The organism is Nocardia nepalensis (genome assembly GCF_048910785.1).
In the GTDB taxonomy this organism is placed as follows: domain Bacteria; phylum Actinomycetota; class Actinomycetes; order Mycobacteriales; family Mycobacteriaceae; genus Nocardia; species Nocardia nepalensis.
Genome location: NZ_JBKBET010000020.1, coordinates 673,894 through 694,080, shown reverse-complemented (window position 1 = coordinate 694,080; position 20,187 = coordinate 673,894). Strand labels below are relative to the sequence as shown.

Below are 20,187 nucleotides of genomic sequence, written 5' to 3'. Positions count from 1 at the left end.
TACATGGAAGGTCTTGGTGATGTGTGACGCATCACGGTTTCGTAGCGAACTTCTGTGGCCTACCTGGCTTCTTTGGGTACGAGCGAATAAATGGTGGCTCAGCCGAACTGGGACCTGCGCGTCGATCGCCGATATCTATCGATTGCCAAAAAGTGTCCGGTAGTCGAACAACTCAGCGTCTCAGGCCGGAGATCGATCTGGGTTCGGCGTCGTGCCGATACACCGGCGTGAGCAGATCGGCATCGACCGGTTCTCCGGTGGCGCGGTCGTAGCGCACCGCGACGAGCACCGAAAACAGATGTGTGGCAGCGCGTTCGTGCAGCGTGGCCAATCTGGTTGCGAGCAAACGGATCGCGCCGAGCGAGCCCGGCGGATGCAGCCCGTCGATGATCAGGGCGGTGCCGCGGCCGTCGGGGCGCGGGAGGCGGGCGATGTAGGCGATGTCGTGCGGTTCCGGGCCGCCCGGCCGGTAAACCCGTCTGGCCGCGCGATCCTCGATGCCACGACGGGCGTCCCCGGCCCGGGCCACCGCGCGCCGCAGCCGCGGATCCGCCGCGATCAGCTGACGCACGCTGGGGGAGAGTTCGGGCCCGCCTAGCACGATCAGCCCGTCGCGATTCAGATCGACGGGTCGGCCCGGCAGGAAGTGCTCGACCGACGCCGTGAAGCCGAGTTCGCGCAGCAGCTCGACGAGTCGCTGTGCCGCACTCGGATCCGGAGCGCCTAGCACCCGACCACCACGAACCTCGGGGGCGATCACCGTGAGCGACCCGTGCCCGAAAAACAGACCTTCCGGTGCGGGACCCTGCGTACTCACCTGGTGGATCCGCGCGCGGGAAAGTCCCGCCGCCGCACCGATTCTGGCGAAGGTCCAGCCTTCGGCATGAAGTTCCCTGATCACCGCTCTGCGGATGCGGGTTAGTTCGTTGATGGTCTGTTGGGCCGCCGCCACCCCATCGGTGGCCGCCTTGAGTCGCTCGACTTTATCTTCGATCGCGAAAACGCGCGCCACGTCATCGGCCGACATGTGCGAAGTCTAGACAGCTCGACACGATCAAGCGTCTAGTCTTCTTGACACGACAGACCCGTTGCAGCCCTTGGCAACCACCACGGAGCGGGTCTCGACGGTGCCGCAAGCGACTGCTTGCAGGCCACTCGAAAGGGTCAGCCGCGAGGCCAGGGGGTCGCGAGCACGCGCGCCGAAGGCGCGGCCGATGTCAGGTCGCGTCGGTGTCGATCGGCGGACGTTCGTTGCGCTCCAACGGCTTTTCGAGCTTGGGCATCGGGTAGTCCGGCATGCCACTGCTGGTGCCGAGCAGGTCCTGCTTATCCGGGATCGCCTTCTCGAAGTCGCGGAAAACCGAATCGTCGCCATTCAGAAGATGTTTGGTGACCATCTGGCGCGGCGACATCTGGCGCAGCTCGTTCAGATCCGCCAGCGGCTTACGCAGATCCTCGAATTCGGGGCCGAGTTCCTGCTGCAGTTGCTGGGTCGCACCGCTGGCGTAGTCGCGAACCTTGCGCAGGCTCTGCGTGGTCCAGCGAATCGCCCCGGGCAGTCGCTCCGGGCCGAGGATCACGAGGGCGGCGACGAGAAGGATCACCATCTCGCCCCAGCTGATGTTGCTGAACACGAGTCCAGGCTACCTGGGCATAGGCGCCGCAGCCCCGCCGGATTCCCCCCGCGCGCTCAGTCCGATTCCAGCGTGACCGGCACGTCCACCTGCCTGCCATCGCGGATCAACTGCACGTTCACCGTATCGCCGATCTTGCGCTGCTGTACGGCGACCACCAGCTCATCCGGACCGGTCACCTCGCGGTCGCCGATCTTCACGATGACGTCGTTCTCCACGATTCCGGCCTTGGCCGCCGGACCGCCGGCTTCCACGTCGGCGACGGCGGCGCCGCTCATCACCTCGTTGGCGACCTGCTTGCTGCGCGCGCTGAGGCCGATCTTGGGGTGGTGCACCTGGCCCTCGTGAATGATCGTCTGCGCGATCGAGGTCACCATATCGACCGGAATCGCGAAGCCGAGGCCGACCGAGCCGCCGGTCTCACTGCGGATCGCGGTATTGATGCCGATGACCCGGCCCTCCATGTCCACCAGCGCGCCACCGGAGTTACCCGGGTTGATCGAGGCGTCGGTCTGCACCGCGTCGATGACGGCCTTGGTATCGCTGCCCTCGCCGGAGAGCGCGACCGGGCGATGCAGCGCGCTGACGATGCCGGAGGTGACGGTCTTGCTCAGGCCGAGCGGCGAACCGATCGCCAGCACATCGTCACCGACCTGAACGTCCTTGGACTGGCCCAGATTGGCGACCGTGAGATTCTTCACATCGACCTTCAGCACCGCGAGGTCGGTCTTCGGATCGCGTCCGACGATGTGCGCGGGCACCCGGCTGCCGTCGGAGAAGGTCACTTGAATGGCGGCCCGGTTCGACTTGTCCTGTGCCGCCATCGAAATCACGTGGTTGTTGGTCGCGATGTAACCCTGGCCGTCGATGACGACACCGGAACCGGTCGCGCCGTTGTCGCCGACCGTGACCCGGATCGAAACCACCGCGGGCAGTACGGCATTGGCGACCTTGGCGATCAGGCCGTGCGGGCGCTCGATTTCGCCGGTCTGCGATAGGGCGACCTTGCGCGAGGTCAACGGGGACGTCGCTTCCGCGGTCAGCCGGCCGACCAGGCCGCCGAGCACACCGATGGCCAGCGCGACGACGGCGAGCAGGGCCAGCGCCTTGGGCGCCACCCGGGAGCCGAACAGCACCTCCCTGGCCGAGAGCTTCTGCGCCTGCGGCAGCGGGGCGGCCCGCGGCGTCGGTACGGCGGGCGTGCCCAGGCGCGCGGTGGCATCGGGATCGCGCCATGGATCGCCCGGACCGGCGACCGGCGCGGACTGATCGGCGGCGTCCGGATCACGCTGCAGGAGTTCGATGGAGCCCGCCGGACGGCCGAAGGCCTCGGCCAGTACGGCGTCGGGCGGGCTGTTGTGCAGTTCCGGGCCTGCCTGCTGGACCGGCGAACCGGTCGCGGACTTCGGCTGTTCGGAGAATGAACCGGCCTGACCGGACGGGCGGCGGAATGCGCGCGCCGTGTGACTGTCCACATGCGGCCGGACGACCGGGCGCGGTCCGAGCACGGGCGCGTCCGACGGCCTCAGGGGGCTACCGGTCGGCGAAGCCGACGGGGTGGGTGAACCCAGCTTCCCCCTACTGGCCGCCGAATCGGTGGCGTCGCCTGTGGTGGGCCGCGATTCCGACGGCCCGGAATTCGTCGATTCGGTGGTCACTCGGCAAACTCTACTTGCGCCACCAGGTGGTCCACCGGGTCGCGGTGAACGAATCGGTCAGAAAACCGAAAACCGCCTCGTTGCGGGGGCTTCCGTTGGTTGGCTGCGAGGTCGCGCTCGTCGCACCGCCGGGCAGTTCGGCGAGCGGAATGCGGGTGAGGCTGTCGTGCAGGTCGGTGGGAATCGAGACCTGACCGGCCCGGCGCAGCGCGATCCGCGCCTGCTGCTGTGCCTCGACCTCCGCCGCGCACTCCGGGCACACGGACAGATGCTGGGCGGCACGCAGATAGGCATTCATCCGCAGTTCGCCGTCCACGTAGGCCGCGATCGCCTCGCTGGCCAGATGTTCGGTGGGACGGAAACGGGGACGACCTGACGTGCTGGCGTCGCCACTCATTCGGTGCTCACCCTTCCAACCCGACAACATCCATAGCGCGCGGCCGGACGGATATCCGGCCGCCGGGTGAAGTTCGGCTCCCGCCGGATCACCCTATGTTCGCGTCAGCGGTGAACCGCTGCTCACTTCCATTATGCGCAAGGTAGTCGCGCAGTGCCTGACGGCCGCGGTGGATGCGGCTGCGCACGGTGCCGAGTTTGACACCGAGCGTCGCGCCGATCTCCTCATAGGACAGACCCTCGATATCACAGAGGACGACCGCGGCGCGGAACTCCGGGGCCAGCGAATCCAGTGCGGACTGCAGGTCCGGATCCAGCCGGGCGTCGTGATAGGCCTGTTCCGGGCTCGGTCCATCGGCGGGCACCCGGTCGTAATCCTCGGGCAGCGCCTCCATCCGGATCCGGTTGCGGCGGCGCACCATGTCCAGGAACAGGTTCGTGGTGATGCGGTGCAGCCAGCCCTCGAAGGTGCCCGGCTGGTAATTCGACAGCGAGCGGAACACCCGGATGAAGGTCTCCTGCGTCAGATCATCGGCGTCCTGCGCGTCGCCGGAAAGACGGTAGGCCAGCCGGTATACCCGGTCGGCGTGTTCGCGGACCAACTCGTCCCAGGACGGCATCGCCGAACGGTCGCCCGTCGCGTCGAAGGCCGCGGTGCCGGTCAGCTCGACATCGATGATGTCGTCGTTCATATCGGCCTCCATCGGGGCTTGCGCAGCTTCCATCGGCAGGGCTTGCGCTGGCAGGGTGGCGTGCTCGCGCGCCGCATCGACCATGTGGATGGTGATACCTCCTACTCGGGACCGTGGTTGCGGACCTGATAGCGATCCGGGTCTCGGATCGTCACGTACGGATACAACCGACGAACGGTATGTCGTTGTTCCCGTATCCCCGCACCGGGCGGTCAGCTGGTCTTGCTTGCCCATACTCTTTCTTGCCTCGATATGCCCGGGGTATGGAGATCCTGAGGGACACCTGAGAATCTTTGCCCGCCCCCAACCAATCAATTAATCGCTCGAGCACGGGATAACGCTTCACCGATGAACCAAACTTGCGACTTCGTGCCCTAGCCTCATAGGCGTGGCATCGAATCTGGAGCGAAATCTCTCCTACGTGGAGGAATCCGTCGTGGAAGACGAGGTCCTCATCGGCGCGCGCGAGCGGGCCACCGAACTCGGTGCGGTACCCGTACCACCCTCGGTCGGCGCCCTGCTGAGCATGTATGCCCAGCTCCTCGGCGCCCGAGCGGTGGTCGAGGTGGGGACGGGCGCGGGGATCAGCGGCCTGTGGCTACTGGATGGCATGCGCGAGGACGGCACCCTGACCACCATCGATTCCGAGCCGGAGCATCAGCGAGCGGCCAAGGAGGCATTCCGCACCGCGGACATCCCGCCCGCGCGCACCCGGCTGATCAACGGCCGTGCCCTGGATGTGCTGCCCAGGCTCGCCGACGGTGCCTATGACCTGGTCTTCATCGATGCGGCCCCGCTCGAGCATCCGCAATATGTCGAGCAGGCCGTGCGGCTGCTGCGCGCCGGTGGCGCGATCCTGCTGCACAATGCTCTGCTCGGCGGCCGGGTTCCGGATCCGGCGCAGCGCGATCCGGCGACCCAGGCTGTGCGCGCGGCCACCAGGGCGATCGCCGAGGATCCCGAACTCACCAGCGTGCTGATTCCGGTCGGCGACGGTCTGCTCTGCGCGTCGCGCGGCTAGTAACCGACCGGCTACCGATAAACGTTGGGAGCGTGCGGATTTCGTTCGCCGCATGCTGATTCCGCCGCCGTGCGCCGGGTATTCGAACCGATGCCAGAGTTCGACGACGGCAAGGTACGCCCATGATGTGGGAGCGCGGATTCCAGATCCTCGAAGTCGGCCATATGCGCCACACGATCAGAGAGGGACGATCACGCGGTTGTCTGCTGCCCGCACTCGGCTTTCTGATTTTCGTCATGGTGCTGGCCGTAATGGTCCTGGTGTGGGTCAGCAATGCCGATTTCGGCACCGACCGGACAAAAGTCCCGCCGACTCCCGGGCCCTGCGAACCGTTCTGCACGGCCACCGTCGCGCCACCGCAACCCGGCCCGCGATAACCGTCGGAAATATTCCGCGCAAAACCGCTGCCGACTGGGTATAAGGAGTAGAGGATGTCCCGGGTGGACACCGGGGAAGGGTTCGGGGATGTTCGGCGGCGACGACGATTATCGAGAACCGCGCCCGATCAATTGGGGGCGGTCCGCAATCGTGCTGATGCTCGTGCTCGGTCTCGCCGTGATCCTGATGCTGCTGGTTGTCACCGCCGATTTCGGCGATAAGTCGCCGAAGACGACCGTGCCGAAAACTCCCGGCGCTTGCGCGCCGTTCTGCCCGACGAATGCCCCGTAGCGAGAATTAGACCCAGACGCCCTTGCCGACGGTGACCACGCCGCCGTTGCTGACCGCGAAGCGATCCCGATCCCGGTCCAGATCCACGCCGATGATCTCGCCCTCACCGACGACCACGTTCTTGTCCAGGATCGCGCGCCGCACCACCGCGCCGCGCCCGATCCGCACGCCCGGCATGAGCACACTGCCCTCGACGGTCGCGCCGTCGTCGACCATGACATTGGAGCTGAGCACCGAATTGCGCACGGTCGCGGCCGAGAGAATGCAGCCGGCTCCGACCACGCATTCCTGAGCGAGCCCGCCCTGCGCGAACTTCGCGGGCGGCAGATTCTCCGCCGCGCCCCGAATGGGCCAGTGCTTGTTATAGAGGTTGAACACCGGGTGCACCGAGACGAGATCCATATGGGCCGCATAGAAGGCGTCGATGGTGCCGACGTCACGCCAGTAGCCGCGGTCGCGTTCGGTCGCGCCGGGCACCTCGTTGTCGGCGAAGTCGTACACCGCGGCCTCACCCGCGGCGACCAGCGCCGGGATGATGTCGCCGCCCATATCGTGATCGGAATCGGAGTTGTCGGAGTCGGCGCGGATCGAATCGACCAGCACCTTGGTGGTGAAGACGTAGTTGCCCATGGAGGCGAAGGTGACGTTCGGATCGTCCGGTGTGCCCGGCGGATGCGCGGGCTTCTCCAGGAACTGGATGATCCGCCCGGACTCGTCGGAGTCGATGCAGCCGAATGCGCTCGCCTCGCTGCGCGGCACCCGGATACCGGCGACGGTGACGCCCGCACCGGAGTTGATGTGATGCTGGACCATCTGCTCCGGATCCATCCGGTACACGTGATCCGCGCCGAAGACCACGATGTAATCGGGATCCTCGTCGTAGATCAGATTCAGCGACTGCATGATCGCGTCGGCGCTGCCGGTGTACCAGCGCGGGCCGAGCCGCTGCTGTGCGGGCACCGGAGTGATGTATTCACCGGCGAAACCCGATAACCGCCACGTCTGCGAGATATGCCGGTCCAGCGAATGCGACTTGTACTGGGTGAGCACACACAGCCGCAGATAGCCCGCATTGACCAGATTGCTGAGTACGAAGTCGATCAGGCGGTAGGCACCGCCGAAGGGGACCGCTGGCTTGGCTCGATCCGCGGTGAGTGGGAACAAGCGCTTACCCTCGCCACCGGCGAGCACGATCCCGAGTACGTGCGGCTGGCTCCTCACATCTGCCAAACTACCGCGCCACCCGGGTACAGGTGGCCCATGCCAAAGTGAACGTCTAGTTTGAAGCCGTGAGTTTCGGCACGGGCGGCGCGGGTGCGGGGGCGGGAGCCGGTGATCACGACCGGCTTCGCGTGGCGATGTTGACGCGGGAATTTCCCCCCGAGGTATACGGCGGGGCGGGCGTGCACGTCACTCAGTTGGCTGCGCAGTTGCGGCAGTTGTGCGAGGTGACGGTGCACTGCATGGGTGTGCCGCGCACGGATGCCATAGTGCACCAACCGGATCCGATGCTCTACGCCGCCAACGCCGCGGTACAGATGATGTCGGCCCAGCTACGGATGGCCGATGCCGCGGGTCAGGTGGATGTGGTGCACTCCCATACCTGGTACACCGGGCTGGCCGGACATCTCGCCGCGATGCTGTACGGGATCCCGCATGTGCTCACCGCGCATTCGCTGGAGCCGCGGCGCCCGTGGAAGGCCGAACAGCTCGGCGGCGGCTACCGCCTGTCCTCGTGGTCGGAGCGCAATGCCGTCGAATACGCCGACGCGATCATCGCGGTGAGCGAGGGTATGCGCCACGATGTGCTCGATGCCTATCCGACCATCGATCCGGACCGGGTCCACGTGGTGCACAACGGCATCGACGCGGCCGCCTGGCATCCGGGACCACCCGTCGAGGGATCTCGCCCGATCCTGAGCGAATTGGGGGTGCGCACCGATCGCCCGATTGTGGCCTTCGTCGGTCGCATCACCCGGCAGAAGGGTGTCGGGCACCTGCTCGCGGCGGCCCGCGACTTCGATCCGGATATCCAGTTGGTGCTGTGCGCTGGCGCGCCGGACACCCGCGAGCTGGAGGCCGAGGTTTCCGCCGCGGTCGCCGAATTGAGCCGCGCGCGCGGCAATGTGTTCTGGGTGCGCGAGATGCTGCCGACCGAGCAGATCCGCCAGATCCTCGCCGCTGCCGCAATCTTCGTCTGCCCCTCGGTCTACGAGCCGCTCGGGATCGTGAATCTGGAGGCGATGGCGTGCGCGACCGCGGTGGTCGCCTCCGACGTCGGCGGCATTCCCGAGGTGGTCGTGGACGGGCAGACCGGTCGCCTGGTGCACTACGACGCGAATGCGGTGCGGCAGTACGAACAGGACCTGGCCGCGGCCGTCAACGAGGTCGCCGGTGACCGGGCGCTCGCCGCCGAATTCGGCGCCGCCGGACGCCATCGCGCCATCGCCGAATTCGACTGGCTCCAGATCGCGGCCCAAACGGTCGCGATCTACGACCGCGTCCGCAAGCACTGACCCGCTGTCAGCGGTGGGGGCGGTAGGTCGCGATCAGGACCGAGGCGGTTACCTCGACGGCGTCCGGGAGGGCGTCGAGGTGGGTCGCATGGTGGGCGGAGGGACCCATCGCGACGACATTGCGGACGTCGCTGGGGGTGAGTTTCATGGAGTACTCGACGAGGGTGCGGTCGATGGGGGCGAAGTGGCCCGACATGGCCTCGGTGAGTCGTCGGTCCTTGTCCGGGTCGACCGTCACCATCCCGAGTGGATCGATCAGCTCGGTCAGGTGCCGTGGGGTAGGGGTGGCGACGACGAATCGGCCGTCGGCGGTGAGGGCCCTGGCGACCTCGCTCGGATTGCGCGGTGCGAATACCGAGACCACGCGTCGCAGCGCACCGTCGCGAACCGGCAGACCGCGCCAAGCGTCGGCGAGTACCGAGGCGGCACGCGGATGTGCGCGGGCACAGCGTCTGGCCGCGGGCTTGGCCACGTCCAACGCTATCCCGCGAGCCGGGACGGCATCGAGGGCGGCGGACAGGTAATAACCGGTCCCGGCGCCGACCTCCAGCACCGCATCCTCGTCGAGCACCGGGCCGGATGAATCGTCGGCCGCGACGGCCGCGGCCACCGCGTCGGCGATCGGCGCGAAATGCCCCCCAACCTGGAACGCGGCGCGCGCGTCCAGCATCGCCGCGGTATCGCCGGTCATCTTCGTCGACGCGCCGGTCAACAGACTGACGTAACCCTGCTTGGCGATGTCGAAACTATGCCCGAGTCCGCAGCGCAGCGCCCGATCGCGCGACTCCATACCGGAGCCGCATTCCGGACAGGCCAGCAGACCGGCCACCTCAGCGAGTGGGGGATTAGCTGGTGACACTCTTCAGTTCGTCACCGAGCGCTGCCGCTTCATCCGGCGTGAGCTCAACGACCAGACGCCCGCCACCCTCGAGTGGAACCCGCATCACGATTCCACGCCCTTCCTTGGTTGCCTCGAGGGGACCGTCCCCGGTGCGGGGCTTCATGGCCGCCATCCTCTGCTCCCTCCAGATCTGCGCGATATGCTGCGCACTTTCTTGGAACTCCAGTTGTCACCAACCAGTGAGCTCGCCGGCATTTGGCGAGCTACACCCGTCCCATTCTTCCCTATCGCCGGAGTGGACGGATACCTGAGTTCGAAATGTGACCGCTCGGCCTGTGTTGAGCGGATCACGTTAGACCCAACAATCGGCTAGGTGGTCGTCGACCATTCCGGTCGCCTGCATCAGCGCGTAGGCGGTGGTCGGGCCGACGAAGCGGAACCCGCGTCGCTTCAATTCTTTTGCCAGAGCTGCGGATTCGGGAGTGGTCGCGGGCACGTCGGCAATCGCGCGCGGGCGTGGCCGCGGGGCCGGGGCAAAGGACCAGATCAACTCGTCGAGTCCGATATCGAGGCCCGCGGCGACGCGCGCGTTGGCGATCGCCGCATCGATTTTGGCCCGGTTGCGGACGATGCCGGAATCGGCGAGCAGCCGCGCCACATCTTCGTCACCGAAGGCGGCCACCCGCTCGATCGCGAACCCGGCAAATGCGCTACGGAAGGCCGGACGCTTGCGCAGGATGGTGATCCACGCCAGACCCGACTGGAACGCCTCGAGACACATGCGCTCGAACATCGCGTCGTCCCCGTGCAGCGGCCTACCCCACTCGTGATCGTGATAGTCCCGATAGAGCTGAGACCCCTCCGACCACGGACAGCGAATCTTGCCATCGGACTCGATGTCCACCGCGCTTCCAACGATCTCGGCAGTCACTTCGTCTCCAACCCCATCGGCGCGTGCAGCTGCGCGCTCGGCGGCTGGGTAACCGGGCCGTTCGGCGCGGCCTGCTCGCCGACGTTCGGCACTTGCGGCCGGGCAACCGATGGTTGTGCCGTCGGTGCCTGCGGCCGGGCAGTCGGCGTCTGCGGCGGAGCCGCGGACGGCTGGGCGGTGGGCGGCTGGGCCTGGGCGGTCGTGCCGTTCGGCGGTGTGGCCGTGGCCTGCTGTTGGGCAGTCGGTGGCTGGGGCTGGCCGCTCGGTGTCGGCGGGACACTCGAGCCGTTCGGTTGGGCAAGGGTGCCGTTCGGCGGGGCGGTCGTCGCCGGTGGCTGGGCGAGCGGGCCGTTCGGCAGGGCTGTCGCGGCCTGTGGTTGGGCGGTTGGTGGCTGCGGGGGTTGCGTGGTCGGGTGTTGGGGCGGAAGTTGGACGTTCGGGGTTTGGGCGGCGCGTGCTTCGGCCAGTTGGAGTTGCAGTTCGTCGATTCTGGCCGCGAGTCGGGTCAGCGCCCAGTCCACTTCGCCCGCCTTATAGCCGCGGACCACCTGCTGGAATCGCAGTGCGCGCACATCGGCGCCGCTGATGCCCTCGGCGGGCAGGACGGTCGCCGTCGTTCCCTCGGGCAGCGGTCCGAGTTCTTCGGCCCGCCCGAACACCGCACTGGCGAGCAAGAACAACACCGCGGCGACCAAGCCGACAATCAGCACGTACAACAGCAGCGTGAGCATGCCCCGAGCTTATTGGCCGACACCGATACCTGGCATCGCCCGCCCTGCGGAAATTGGACGTCGAATTGCCGGTGCTGTGTGCTCAGCCGACCGAGCTGTGCCATCGCCTAGTAGATCCCTGGCCGGCGTGGTGCTGGTCGCAGCCCCAAAAACCGGGTCCGATCGCGGTGCCGCCGCAGGGCGGCCACGCCGTACACCAAGCGATGTGGCGAGCCGACCGGTGCTCAGAGGTGGCGGGTCGTATCGATGCCGAGTGACATGCCCGCGAGACCGCGACGGCGCACCGCGAGTTTGTCGGCGACCTCGAGCAGCGCCTTGGCGGCCGGATTCTCCGGATCCCGCAACACGATCGGGGTGCCCTCGTCACCGGCCTCGCGCAATGCCTGTTCGATCGGAATCTGACCGAGCAGCGGCACATTGGCGCCCACCGCGCGGGTCAGGCGTTCGGCGACGGACTCGCCGCCACCGGAGCCATAGAGGTCCATCCGGCTGCCATCGGGCAGATCGAGCCAGGACATGTTCTCGATGACGCCGGCGATGCGCTGTCGGGTCTGCAGCGCGATCGCACCGGCGCGCTCGGCGACCTCGGCGGCCGCGGGCTGCGGGGTCGTGACGACCAGGATCTCCGCATTCGGAATCAGCTGCGCGATGGAGATCGCGACATCGCCGGTGCCGGGCGGCAGATCGAGCAGCAGCACGTCGAGGTCGCCCCAGAACACGTCGGCGAGGAACTGCTGCAGTGCCCGGTGCAGCATCGGGCCGCGCCACACCACCGGGGTATTGCCCTGGGTGAACTGCGCGATGGAGATCAGCTTCACGTTGTGCGACTGCGGCGGCATGATCATCCGCTCGACCTGAGTCGGGCGTGCGTCGGTGCCGAGCATCCGGGGGATCGAGTGTCCGTAGATATCCGCGTCCAGCACACCGACCGACAGCCCGCGCGCGGCCATGGCGGCGGCCAGATTGACTGTGACACTGGACTTTCCGACGCCGCCCTTACCGGAGGCCACCGCGTAGACGCGGGTCAGCGAACCGGGCTGGGCGAACGGGATCACCGGATCGGCGGAGTCGCCGCGCAACTGCTTGCGCAGATTGGTGCGCTGCTCGTCGTTCATCACGTCGAGTTCGACCGTGATGGCGCCGACGCCCGCGACATCGGCCACCGCCTTGGTGACCCGCTGCGTGATCTCGGTGCGCAGCGGGCAGCCCGCCGTCGTCAGGTAGACCTCGATATGGACATTGCTATCGGCACCGATCGCGATGCTCTTCACCATGCCCAGTTCGGTGATCGGTTTACGGATCTCCGGGTCGTCGACCTTCGCGAGGGCTCCCCGCACATCCGCTTCCGTAACCACTGGCATGGCAGCAATTTTACGTTGTGTCAGATTCGCGGCAGGTCACCGGGCTTGGGCGCGATGCCGGAGGCGTAGGAACCGGCCCACGCCATCACGTTCGCGACATAGGCCATGGAGTTGTTGTAGCGCAGGATCGCCCGCGTCTGCTGGGCGAGATCGCGCATATTCAACCCGCCGTCGCACAGGTACTTGCCCGCGGTCAGCGCCGCGTCGAACAGGTTCTGTGGATCGGCGATGCCGTCGCCATTGCCGTCGGCGCCGTAGCGCTTCCAGGTCTCCGGCAGGAACTGCATCGGGCCGATGGCGCGGTCGTATCCGCTGAGTCCGTCCAGCGCGCCGCCGTCGGTATCGCGAATGACGTGGTTGCCCGCCAGGCTGCCGTCGAGTACCGGACCGTAGACCGGTGTCAGCGGATTGCCGTCCGCGTCGGCCTTGCCGCCGAAGGCGTGCGTCGATTCGACCCGGCCGATGCCAGCGAGCAGATACCACGGGATCCCGCAGGCCGGATTCTCGGCGGCGAGGGTGCGTTCGGCGTTCTGGTAGGCCGCGACGGCGACGCCAGGAACGCCGAGCGGGCCGGCCGGGAGCGCGGCCGGCTGCCTACCATCGGGCAGCGCAACGGTTTTCACGATCGGCGGCGCACTCGGCGCCTGCTTTGCCATTGCGTTAGCGACGAATTCGGCCGTCGCTGCTGGTTCGGCGACGGCCGCGGGTCTGGGCCCCTGATCGTCTTGATCGTCCCCCGGAATATGTTGCAAGACAGACGATGCGGTCTGATCGGTAGTGCCCGCGGACGCGGCGACTGCCACGAGCCCAGCGGGAACCAGTCCGGTCAATGCGATAACGGAGCTGCGCTTGATTGTCGCAGGCGACTGTTTTCGGTGACGCCCCACTGTGCGGTGACCCTCCAGTTGGCTCGGCAACGAGCCCTTCGTCATGGACGAAGTAGAGGCTACTCCATTCGAGACCTTTTTGTTACTGCTTCGTTATCGGGTCCGAGCGTGGCGTCACGGGCAGGGAATCAGTCCTGGTATCAGCCTTGCGGGGCCGGTGCGGGCAGCGGGATAACGATGCCGAACGGCAATGTGATGCCCGGCGCGGGCGGCGTCGCGGCTTGTGTCTGTGTCGGCTCCGCCGCATCGGGCAGGCCGGGCTCCGGCGTCTTCTCCGGCGTGGTCTGCATTGCTTCACCCGGCGATTGCGCGGGAACATGCGGATTGGGCATGGGCGCGGGCTGGGCCGCACCCGGCTGGGCCGCACCCGGCTGGGCCGGGGTGCAGTTGGCGGCTTGTGGCTGCGGCTGCGGCTGATCCGGGTGCTCGGGATCCTTCGGCTCGCCATTGCCCGCACCGAAGGTCTGCGCCGGTGCGACCGGCGACTGGGCCGGATCGCCGGGCGCGGGCTGCTGCGCCGGGACCACCTGCTGCGGATCGCACGGCGGCTTGGGTGCCGCGGGCGGCGGGCAGAAGATGCCGCACGGGATCGGCGGCAGACCGGGGATGGTGATCATCACCTCGGTCGGCGTCGGCGTGGTGACCGTATTCGGCGGCAGTTCGGTGGTCGTGGTGGTCGGTGTCGTGGTGGACACGGCCAGCATGTCCGCGCCCGCGGTGATCGGCGCGGTGCCCGGCGGGATTAGATCGGGGGAGATGGCCACCTGGCTCGGGGTGCCGCCGGTGCGGTAGGCCGCCGACCAGCTCAGCACGTTGGCGGCGTAGGCGAGCGAGTTGTTGTAGCGCAGCACCGCGCGTAGTTCCTGTTGTGGATCGCGCAGGTCCAGCCCGCCCGAGCAGAGGTATTTGCCCGCGGCGAGCGCGGCGTCGAAGACATTGTGCGGATCGGCCACACCGTCACCGTTGCCGTCGGCGGCGTAGAGGCTCCAGGTGCCCGGGAGGAACTGCATCGGGCCGATGGCGCGCACCGCGGTGCCGTCGGCGGCCTTGATCACCTGGTTGCCCGGCAGGTGGCCGTCGAGGGCCGGGCCGAAGATCGGGGTCACCGTGGTGCCCGCGGCGTCGGTGCGGCCGCTGCCCGCGTGTCCCGATTCGATCCGGCCGATACCGGCGAGCAGGCTCCACGACAGGCCGCAGCCGGGCATCGAGGATTCCAGCGCGAGTTCGGCATTGCGATATGCCGCGAGCACGATTTCCGGGATGCCGAGCGCGCCGCCGGTGGCCGGAAGCGAGATCTCCTGCAACGGCACCGAACCCGCGAACAATGGTGTGCCATCGGCAAGCGGAGTCATTGCTCGAAGTTTGCGGGGAGCCTCCGGTGTGACCGAAAGGAGACCAACTGTCCGAGACAATGGCACGTCTGTCGCGTTGCCGGATGTTCCATCGGCGGCGGCCGAGCCGGTCGACGCGGCGAGCATGGCCTCCGGAGCCTTGTCCGGAGTGCTGGACTGAGTAGCGTTGGTGGCTGATCCTGTGGCGACCAAACCGGCGACGACCAGGGCCGAGACGGTTATCGGAGCAGAGATTCGCATTCGGCCACACCATTCCTCGACGTCGTGGGAGCTTCTGTCCGGGACATCCCCTGCCCGGTGGCTCGGGACAACGTCGTCCAGGTTACCCGTGGGTCAGAATGTTATTGAGCATTTCCTGTCAATCGTCAGCAACTGGCGGTGAAACCTGCACTGCACCGGGCTTTCCGCCGGAGCTTTTCTTGCGATGCGCCTTTGTGGGTTTATCCGAGTGTGACACGGCATCCGTGGATCCGGCGGCCTCGATCCGGTCCAGCACCTCCCGCATTTCCTCCAGTTCGCGGCGCAAATAGTCGCGGGTAGCAACCTCACCGATCGCGATCCGCAGCGAGGCGAGTTCGCGAGCGAGGAACTCGGTGTCGGCCTTGGTCTGCGCGGCCCTGGTCCGGTCCTCCTCCAGCGACACGCGGTCGCGGTTGTCCTGTCGGTTCTGCGCCAACAGGATCAGCGGCGCCGCGTAGGCGGCCTGGGTGGAGAAGGCGAGGTTGAGCAGGATGAACGGGTACGGGTCCCAGCGCAGCGTGATCACGGAGACGTTCAGCACGATCCAGACGATCACCACGATGGTCTGGATCGCCAGGTAGCGGCCGGTGCCGAGGAATCTGGCGACCCGCTCGCTGGAGCGGGCCAGCGCCTCGGCGTCGTAGTCGAAGCGGAACCGGGATTCCATCGGCGTCTCGAGGCGCTGGCGCGCCGGAGTCTTCTCACTCACCGTCGGCTACCCCCTTGTGCCCAGCGGCCGCCTCGTGCGCCATATCGTGCGCCGTATCCTCTTGCTCACGCCAATCCTCGGGCAGCAGATGGTCGAGCACATCGTCCACACTGACCGCACCGAGCAGGTGGTTCTCCTCGTCCACGACCGGCCCGCAGACCAGGTTGTAGGTCGCGAAGTAGCGCGTCACCGCACCCAGCGGGAGATCGGGGCGCAATGGGGCCAGATCGGTGTCGAGGATGCCGCCGACCAGATGTGCCGGAGGTTCGCGCAAAAGTCGCTGCAAGTGGACCGAACCGAGAAACCGGCCGGTCGGTGTGGCGGTCGGTGGACGCACCACGAACACCATCGAGGCCAGTGCGGGTGTCAGATCCGGGTTGCGTACCCGGGCCAGCGCCTCGGCGACGGTGGTGGCCGGGGTCAGGATCACCGGTTTCGGGGTCATCAGACCACCCGCGGTATCGGGTGAGTGCTGCAGCAGTCGGCGGACCGGTTCGGACTCCTCCGGATCCATCAGTGCCAGCAGCGATTCCCGCTCGCCCGTCGGCAGTTCACCGAGCAGGTCGGCCGCGTCGTCGGGATCCATCGCCTCGAGCACGTCGGCGGCCCGGCGCACCTCGAGGTGGCCGAGCAGATCGACCTGATCGTCATCGGGCAGCTCCTGCACCACGTCGGCGAGTCGCTCGTCGTCGAGCGCGATCGCCACCTCGATGCGCCGCTTCTCCGGCAGTTCGCGTAGTAGATGTGCGACGTCGGCGGGGCGCAGGCCCTCGAACTGTTCGAGCAATTGGGTGACGTCCTGGCCCGGCCTGCCGATTTCGTACGGGGTCAGTCCGCTGACCTGGATCCAGTCCACCACGTGGACGGTGCGGCGGCGCCCGAGCCTGCGGTGTCCGCGCACCGCGACCCTGGTCACCCGCCAATCCCTGGTCCGAGTCTGTTCGATACCGAGATCGACGACCAGGACATCGACATCCGCGACGTCCGGCAGATCCGGATCCGCAACGCGCACCGAGGAATCGACGATCTGGGCGAGTGCGAGCATCTCGCCGGGACGCTGGTTGAAGCGGCGCAGGCTCACGGTGCCGGTATTGAGCGTGACGGAGCCGGGCTCGATCGCGGTGATCCGCAGCATCGGCACGAAAATCCGCCGTCGCGATGGCAATTCGACGACCAGGCCGTGCACGCGCGGCTGCTGGCGGTCGTAGCGGATGGCCACGACGACGTCACGGATGCGGCCGATAGACTCGCCGTCCGGGCCGAGTACCACCAGCCCGGCCAGTCTGGCGACGTACACCCTGGTTGCTGCCATGGTTGTCAGGTTAGAGGGTTCGCGGACCGGTCTTCGCACCAAGCCACGATCGACGGGAGTGATCATGAAGCCGCGCCGCTCGGTGCTCGCCTGCCCCGGTAGCAGCAAGAAGATGATCGATAAGGCCAAGGGGCTGCCGGTCGACGAGGTGTTCCTCGATCTGGAGGACGCGGTGGCGCCCGCCGCCAAGGCCGAGGCAAGGGCGAATATCGTGGCGGCGCTGAACGACTCCGGCTGGGGGACCCAGCTGCGGGTGGTGCGGGTCAACGACTGGACCACCCAATGGACCTACGCCGATGTGATCACCGTGGTCGAGGGCGCCGGTGCCGCACTGGACGCGATCCTGCTGCCGAAGGTCACCGACGCCGGTCAGGTGCGGGCACTGGATCTGCTGCTCACCCAGTTGGAGCGGGCGAGCGGGCTCGAGGTCGGCCGGATCGGCATCGAACCGCAGATCGAGAACGCCATGGGTTTGCGCAATATAGATGAGATCGCCACCGCGAGCCCGCGGGTGCAGGCGCTGGTCTTCGGTCCGGCCGACTTCATGGCCAGTATCAATATGCGCACCTTGGTGGTCGGTGAACAGCCCGAGGGTTATGACACCGGCGACGCCTACCACCACATTCTGATGACCATCCTGCTCACCGCCCGCGCGCACGGCCTGCAGGCCATCGACGGTCCCTACCTGCAAATTCGCGATATCGACGGATTCCGCAGAGCGGCCGGGCGCACCGCCGCACTCGGTTTCGACGGCAAATGGGTGCTGCATCCCGGACAGATCGAGGCCGCGAACGAGATCTTCAGTCCGCGCCAGGCCGATTACGATCGCGCCGAGCTGATTCTGGACGCCTACGCCTTCCACACCTCCGAAAAAGGCGGTGCGCGCGGGGCGGTAATGCTCGGTGACGAAATGATCGATGAGGCCAGCGCGAAGATGGCTCAGGTAATCGCCGATAAGGGCCGGGCCGCGGCAATGACGCGCACCACGCGTTTCACACCCCCGAACATCGGTTCGGAATAGCAGAATAGAGATATGACGAATCCCCTGGGGAACTCGAATCGCGCGCGGCAGGGTCTGCCGACGCCGCCATCGGGCTGGCCGGTCGGCTCGTATCCGACCTATGCCGAGGCGCAGAAGGCGGTCGACTTCCTGGCCGACAACCAGTTCCCCGTGCAAGACGTGACCATCGTCGGCGTCGACCTCATGCAGGTCGAGCGCGTGCTGTACCGACTGACCTGGGGCAAGGTGATCGGCGGTGGGGTGGTTTCGGGCGCGTGGCTCGGCCTGTTCCTCGGCCTGCTGCTGAGCCTGTTCACCACCAGCGGCGGTTTCGCGCCGGTGCTGGTCGGCCTGGTCGGCGGCATCATCTTCGGCGTCATCTCCACCTCGATCCCGTACGCGGCGACCAAGGGACAGCGCGACTTCGCCTCCACCATGCAGTTGGTGGCCGGCCGCTATGACGTGCTGTGCGACCCGAAGTCGGCCGAGCAGGCTCGGGACATGCTGGCGCGGTTGGCGATCTGAGCGGCATGGAAGTAGTGGACAAAGTCCGCACCGAGGTGCTGGACCACTTCGGCGCGACATCGACGGGGGTCGATTCCGCGTCGGTGACCTTCCTCGGGTTGGAGCCCATCGAAATCCTGCGCATCCCCGGCGAGGATCTGGTGCACTACGTGACCCTCGGCGGGTCACGCCATCCCATGGGCGATCCCAGTGACCTGCACGCCGATCCGGTGCGTGGACCGCGCGCCGAACTGGTGATGACGCTACGTGCCGGTGTCGGCCCGAGTTCCGGACTGGCCCGCACACTCGGCGTGCTCGTCGCGGCGCCCGCCGTGGAAGGCGTTGTGCTGCAAGCCGATGCGCTGCTGGACCTGGGCGAGCCGATGTGGCGCGATGCGCCGTTCACCGCGGTGTTGTTGGGCGAGAGCGATATTCCCGAGGTGGAGCTGCCCGAACCCGCCCAGCCGGTGCGGTACTTCGCGGTGGTTCCGGTGACCGCGACCGAGGCGGCCTGGGTGCGGGTGCGTGGTGCGCAGGCGTTGCGTGATGCGTGGGCGGAGGCCGGAATCGATGTCTACGATCCGGGCCGCGGAGCCGCGAATCTCTGAGTCGGCTGCCCGGCGAAAGCCCGGAAACAGCACCGTCTTTCGCTACAACCAGTTGTTGCGGTGGAAGGTGAGGTACAGCCCGGTGCACAGGAGTGCGATGACGCCGAGCACCACTGGATAGCCCCACCTCTGGTGTAGCTCCCACATATGGTCGAAGTTCATGCCGTAGATGCCCGCGATCATCGTCGGCACGGCGGCGATGGCGACCCAGGCCGAGATCTTGCGCATATCGGTGTTCTGCTGCAGGGCGATCTTGGCCAGTGCGGCGCCGACCAATGCGCTCAGGGAATCGTCGAAGTCGGTGATGCGCTCGGCGACGGTGGTGTGGTGGTCGGCGACATCGCGAATGTAGCGCCGAATCTCCTTGGGCAGCGGAAGATCCGGCTTCTGGCCCAGCAGTTGCAACGGAACCTGCAGCGGATTGACCGCACGGCGCAGTTCGACGACCTCGCGCTTGAGCTGATAGATCGATTCGATGGCCACCGTATTGCGCGGGGTGAAGACCTCCTCTTCCATCTGGTCGATATCGTTCTCGACCGCCTGCGCCACATCGATGTAGGAATCCACCACATGGTCGGCGACCGCGTGCAGCACCGCCCCGGGGCCGAGCCCGAGCTGTTCGGGATGGCACTCCAATTCCCTTCGGACACCCGCCAATCCGGTGTGCTCGCCATGGCGCACGGTTACCGCGAAATTCGCTCCGGTGAAGACCATGATGTCGCCGGTCTCGACAATCTCACTGACGCTGTGGATTTCGTGCGGGACGTAGCTGACGGTGCGCAGCACGAGAAACAGGGTGTCGTCGTAGCGCTCGAGTTTGGGTCGCTGATGGGCGTGGACCGCATCCTCGACGGCCAGCGGGTGCAGGCCGAAGGTTTCGGCGATATCGGCCATCTGGTACTCGTCGGGCTCATGCAGTCCGACCCAGACATATCCGGTGCCGCGCTTGTCGACCTCGGCCAACGCCTCCGCATGGGTGAACCGTCCCGGCAGTCGTTCACCGTCGATGTAGACCGCGCAATCGACCACCGCACGCGCGGTCGGCACAGGTATGTGCGGTGCTTGCGCCGCCCTTCTGGCCTGGCTGCGGAACGACGGTAGCGGGGGAATCGATGGCACCGACCG

22 protein-coding genes and 1 pseudogene are annotated in these 20,187 nt (G+C 67.0%); 7 read left to right on the top strand and 16 right to left on the bottom strand.

The window, feature by feature from the left end; all coding sequences use genetic code 11:
* Window positions 1-172: 172 nt before the first annotated feature.
* From ACHQ4I_RS14370 to sigE, 5 genes are all read right to left on the bottom strand, one after another.
* The gene (locus tag ACHQ4I_RS14370; protein WP_420772199.1) at window positions 173-1,027 is read right to left on the bottom strand and encodes a hypothetical protein; all 855 of its coding nucleotides are present in this window, start codon (window positions 1,025-1,027) and stop codon (window positions 173-175) included.
* Window positions 1,028-1,217: 190 nt separating this feature from the next.
* Window positions 1,218-1,634 (bottom strand): Sec-independent protein translocase protein TatB, encoded by a 417-nt coding sequence (tatB, locus tag ACHQ4I_RS14365; RefSeq protein WP_420772198.1) that lies wholly within the window; start codon window positions 1,632-1,634, stop codon window positions 1,218-1,220.
* A gap of 56 nt (window positions 1,635-1,690) precedes the next feature.
* Window positions 1,691-3,292, bottom strand: a complete 1,602-nt coding sequence (locus ACHQ4I_RS14360) for a S1C family serine protease (RefSeq protein ID WP_420772197.1) — start codon at window positions 3,290-3,292, stop codon at window positions 1,691-1,693.
* Window positions 3,293-3,302: 10 nt separating this feature from the next.
* Window positions 3,303-3,689, bottom strand: a complete 387-nt coding sequence (locus ACHQ4I_RS14355; protein ID WP_420772196.1) for a zf-HC2 domain-containing protein — start codon at window positions 3,687-3,689, stop codon at window positions 3,303-3,305.
* A gap of 88 nt (window positions 3,690-3,777) precedes the next feature.
* The gene (gene sigE, locus ACHQ4I_RS14350) at window positions 3,778-4,413 is read right to left on the bottom strand and encodes an RNA polymerase sigma factor SigE (protein WP_420772695.1); all 636 of its coding nucleotides are present in this window, start codon (window positions 4,411-4,413) and stop codon (window positions 3,778-3,780) included.
* A gap of 355 nt (window positions 4,414-4,768) precedes the next feature.
* On the opposite strand from sigE, the gene ACHQ4I_RS14345 reads away from it, so the two are divergent.
* The 3 genes from ACHQ4I_RS14345 (at window position 4,769) to ACHQ4I_RS14335 (ending at window position 6,070) form a co-directional block, all read left to right on the top strand.
* Window positions 4,769-5,401: an O-methyltransferase gene (locus ACHQ4I_RS14345; RefSeq protein ID WP_420772195.1), complete on the top strand. Its 633-nt coding sequence runs from the start codon at window positions 4,769-4,771 to the stop codon at window positions 5,399-5,401.
* 122 nt (window positions 5,402-5,523) lie between these two features.
* Window positions 5,524-5,778 (top strand): hypothetical protein, encoded by a 255-nt coding sequence (locus ACHQ4I_RS14340; protein ID WP_420772194.1) that lies wholly within the window; start codon window positions 5,524-5,526, stop codon window positions 5,776-5,778.
* 88 nt (window positions 5,779-5,866) lie between these two features.
* The gene (locus ACHQ4I_RS14335; RefSeq protein WP_420772193.1) at window positions 5,867-6,070 is read left to right on the top strand and encodes a hypothetical protein; all 204 of its coding nucleotides are present in this window, start codon (window positions 5,867-5,869) and stop codon (window positions 6,068-6,070) included.
* 6 nt (window positions 6,071-6,076) lie between these two features.
* Here the strand turns inward: ACHQ4I_RS14335 and glgC are convergent, their stop codons facing one another.
* The gene (glgC, locus tag ACHQ4I_RS14330; protein WP_420772192.1) at window positions 6,077-7,291 is read right to left on the bottom strand and encodes a glucose-1-phosphate adenylyltransferase; all 1,215 of its coding nucleotides are present in this window, start codon (window positions 7,289-7,291) and stop codon (window positions 6,077-6,079) included.
* Between the two features lie 137 nt (window positions 7,292-7,428).
* Here glgC and glgA point away from each other — a divergent pair, with 137 nt between their 5' ends.
* The gene (gene glgA / locus ACHQ4I_RS14325) at window positions 7,429-8,586 is read left to right on the top strand and encodes a glycogen synthase (RefSeq protein ID WP_420772694.1); all 1,158 of its coding nucleotides are present in this window, start codon (window positions 7,429-7,431) and stop codon (window positions 8,584-8,586) included.
* Between the two features lie 7 nt (window positions 8,587-8,593).
* Here glgA and ACHQ4I_RS14320 read toward each other — a convergent pair whose 3' ends face one another.
* From ACHQ4I_RS14320 to ACHQ4I_RS14280, 9 genes and pseudogenes are all read right to left on the bottom strand, one after another.
* On the bottom strand, window positions 8,594-9,445 hold the full coding sequence (locus ACHQ4I_RS14320; protein WP_420772191.1) for a putative RNA methyltransferase: 852 nt from the start codon (window positions 9,443-9,445) through the stop codon (window positions 8,594-8,596).
* Complete coding sequence (locus tag ACHQ4I_RS14315) at window positions 9,432-9,599, bottom strand: DUF3117 domain-containing protein (protein WP_011211259.1); 168 nt, start codon at window positions 9,597-9,599, stop codon at window positions 9,432-9,434. Before ACHQ4I_RS14315 ends, ACHQ4I_RS14320 begins: the two co-directional genes overlap by 14 nt.
* Window positions 9,600-9,779: 180 nt before the next feature.
* Complete coding sequence (locus ACHQ4I_RS14310) at window positions 9,780-10,325, bottom strand: DNA-3-methyladenine glycosylase I (RefSeq protein WP_420772693.1); 546 nt, start codon at window positions 10,323-10,325, stop codon at window positions 9,780-9,782.
* Window positions 10,326-10,804: 479 nt separating this feature from the next.
* A pseudogene (locus ACHQ4I_RS14305) lies at window positions 10,805-11,089 on the bottom strand (DivIVA domain-containing protein); the annotation flags it as partial.
* 224 nt (window positions 11,090-11,313) lie between these two features.
* Window positions 11,314-12,450: an Mrp/NBP35 family ATP-binding protein gene (locus ACHQ4I_RS14300; protein WP_420772190.1), complete on the bottom strand. Its 1,137-nt coding sequence runs from the start codon at window positions 12,448-12,450 to the stop codon at window positions 11,314-11,316.
* Between the two features lie 20 nt (window positions 12,451-12,470).
* The gene (locus tag ACHQ4I_RS14295; RefSeq protein ID WP_420772692.1) at window positions 12,471-13,337 is read right to left on the bottom strand and encodes a lytic transglycosylase domain-containing protein; all 867 of its coding nucleotides are present in this window, start codon (window positions 13,335-13,337) and stop codon (window positions 12,471-12,473) included.
* 140 nt (window positions 13,338-13,477) lie between these two features.
* Entirely contained in the window at window positions 13,478-14,929 is a 1,452-nt protein-coding gene (locus ACHQ4I_RS14290; RefSeq protein ID WP_420772189.1) for a lytic transglycosylase domain-containing protein, read from the bottom strand.
* A gap of 118 nt (window positions 14,930-15,047) precedes the next feature.
* A complete protein-coding gene (locus ACHQ4I_RS14285; RefSeq protein ID WP_420772188.1) occupies window positions 15,048-15,638 on the bottom strand; it encodes a DUF1003 domain-containing protein in 591 nt (196 codons plus the stop codon).
* Window positions 15,631-16,950, bottom strand: a complete 1,320-nt coding sequence (locus tag ACHQ4I_RS14280) for a magnesium transporter MgtE N-terminal domain-containing protein (protein WP_420772187.1) — start codon at window positions 16,948-16,950, stop codon at window positions 15,631-15,633. Before ACHQ4I_RS14280 ends, ACHQ4I_RS14285 begins: the two co-directional genes overlap by 8 nt.
* A gap of 64 nt (window positions 16,951-17,014) precedes the next feature.
* Between ACHQ4I_RS14280 and ACHQ4I_RS14275 the strand changes: the two genes are divergently transcribed.
* Genes ACHQ4I_RS14275 through ACHQ4I_RS14265 form a run of 3 tightly spaced genes read left to right on the top strand, consistent with a single transcriptional unit; the run spans window position 17,015 to window position 19,062 of the window.
* On the top strand, window positions 17,015-17,971 hold the full coding sequence (locus ACHQ4I_RS14275; protein ID WP_420772186.1) for an HpcH/HpaI aldolase/citrate lyase family protein: 957 nt from the start codon (window positions 17,015-17,017) through the stop codon (window positions 17,969-17,971).
* A gap of 12 nt (window positions 17,972-17,983) precedes the next feature.
* On the top strand, window positions 17,984-18,475 hold the full coding sequence (locus ACHQ4I_RS14270) for a YflT domain-containing protein (protein ID WP_330250104.1): 492 nt from the start codon (window positions 17,984-17,986) through the stop codon (window positions 18,473-18,475).
* A gap of 5 nt (window positions 18,476-18,480) precedes the next feature.
* The gene (locus tag ACHQ4I_RS14265) at window positions 18,481-19,062 is read left to right on the top strand and encodes a suppressor of fused domain protein (RefSeq protein WP_420772185.1); all 582 of its coding nucleotides are present in this window, start codon (window positions 18,481-18,483) and stop codon (window positions 19,060-19,062) included.
* 42 nt (window positions 19,063-19,104) lie between these two features.
* On the opposite strand, the gene ACHQ4I_RS14260 is transcribed toward ACHQ4I_RS14265, so the two are convergent.
* Entirely contained in the window at window positions 19,105-20,181 is a 1,077-nt protein-coding gene (locus tag ACHQ4I_RS14260; protein ID WP_420772184.1) for a magnesium and cobalt transport protein CorA, read from the bottom strand.
* Window positions 20,182-20,187: the final 6 nt, after the last annotated feature.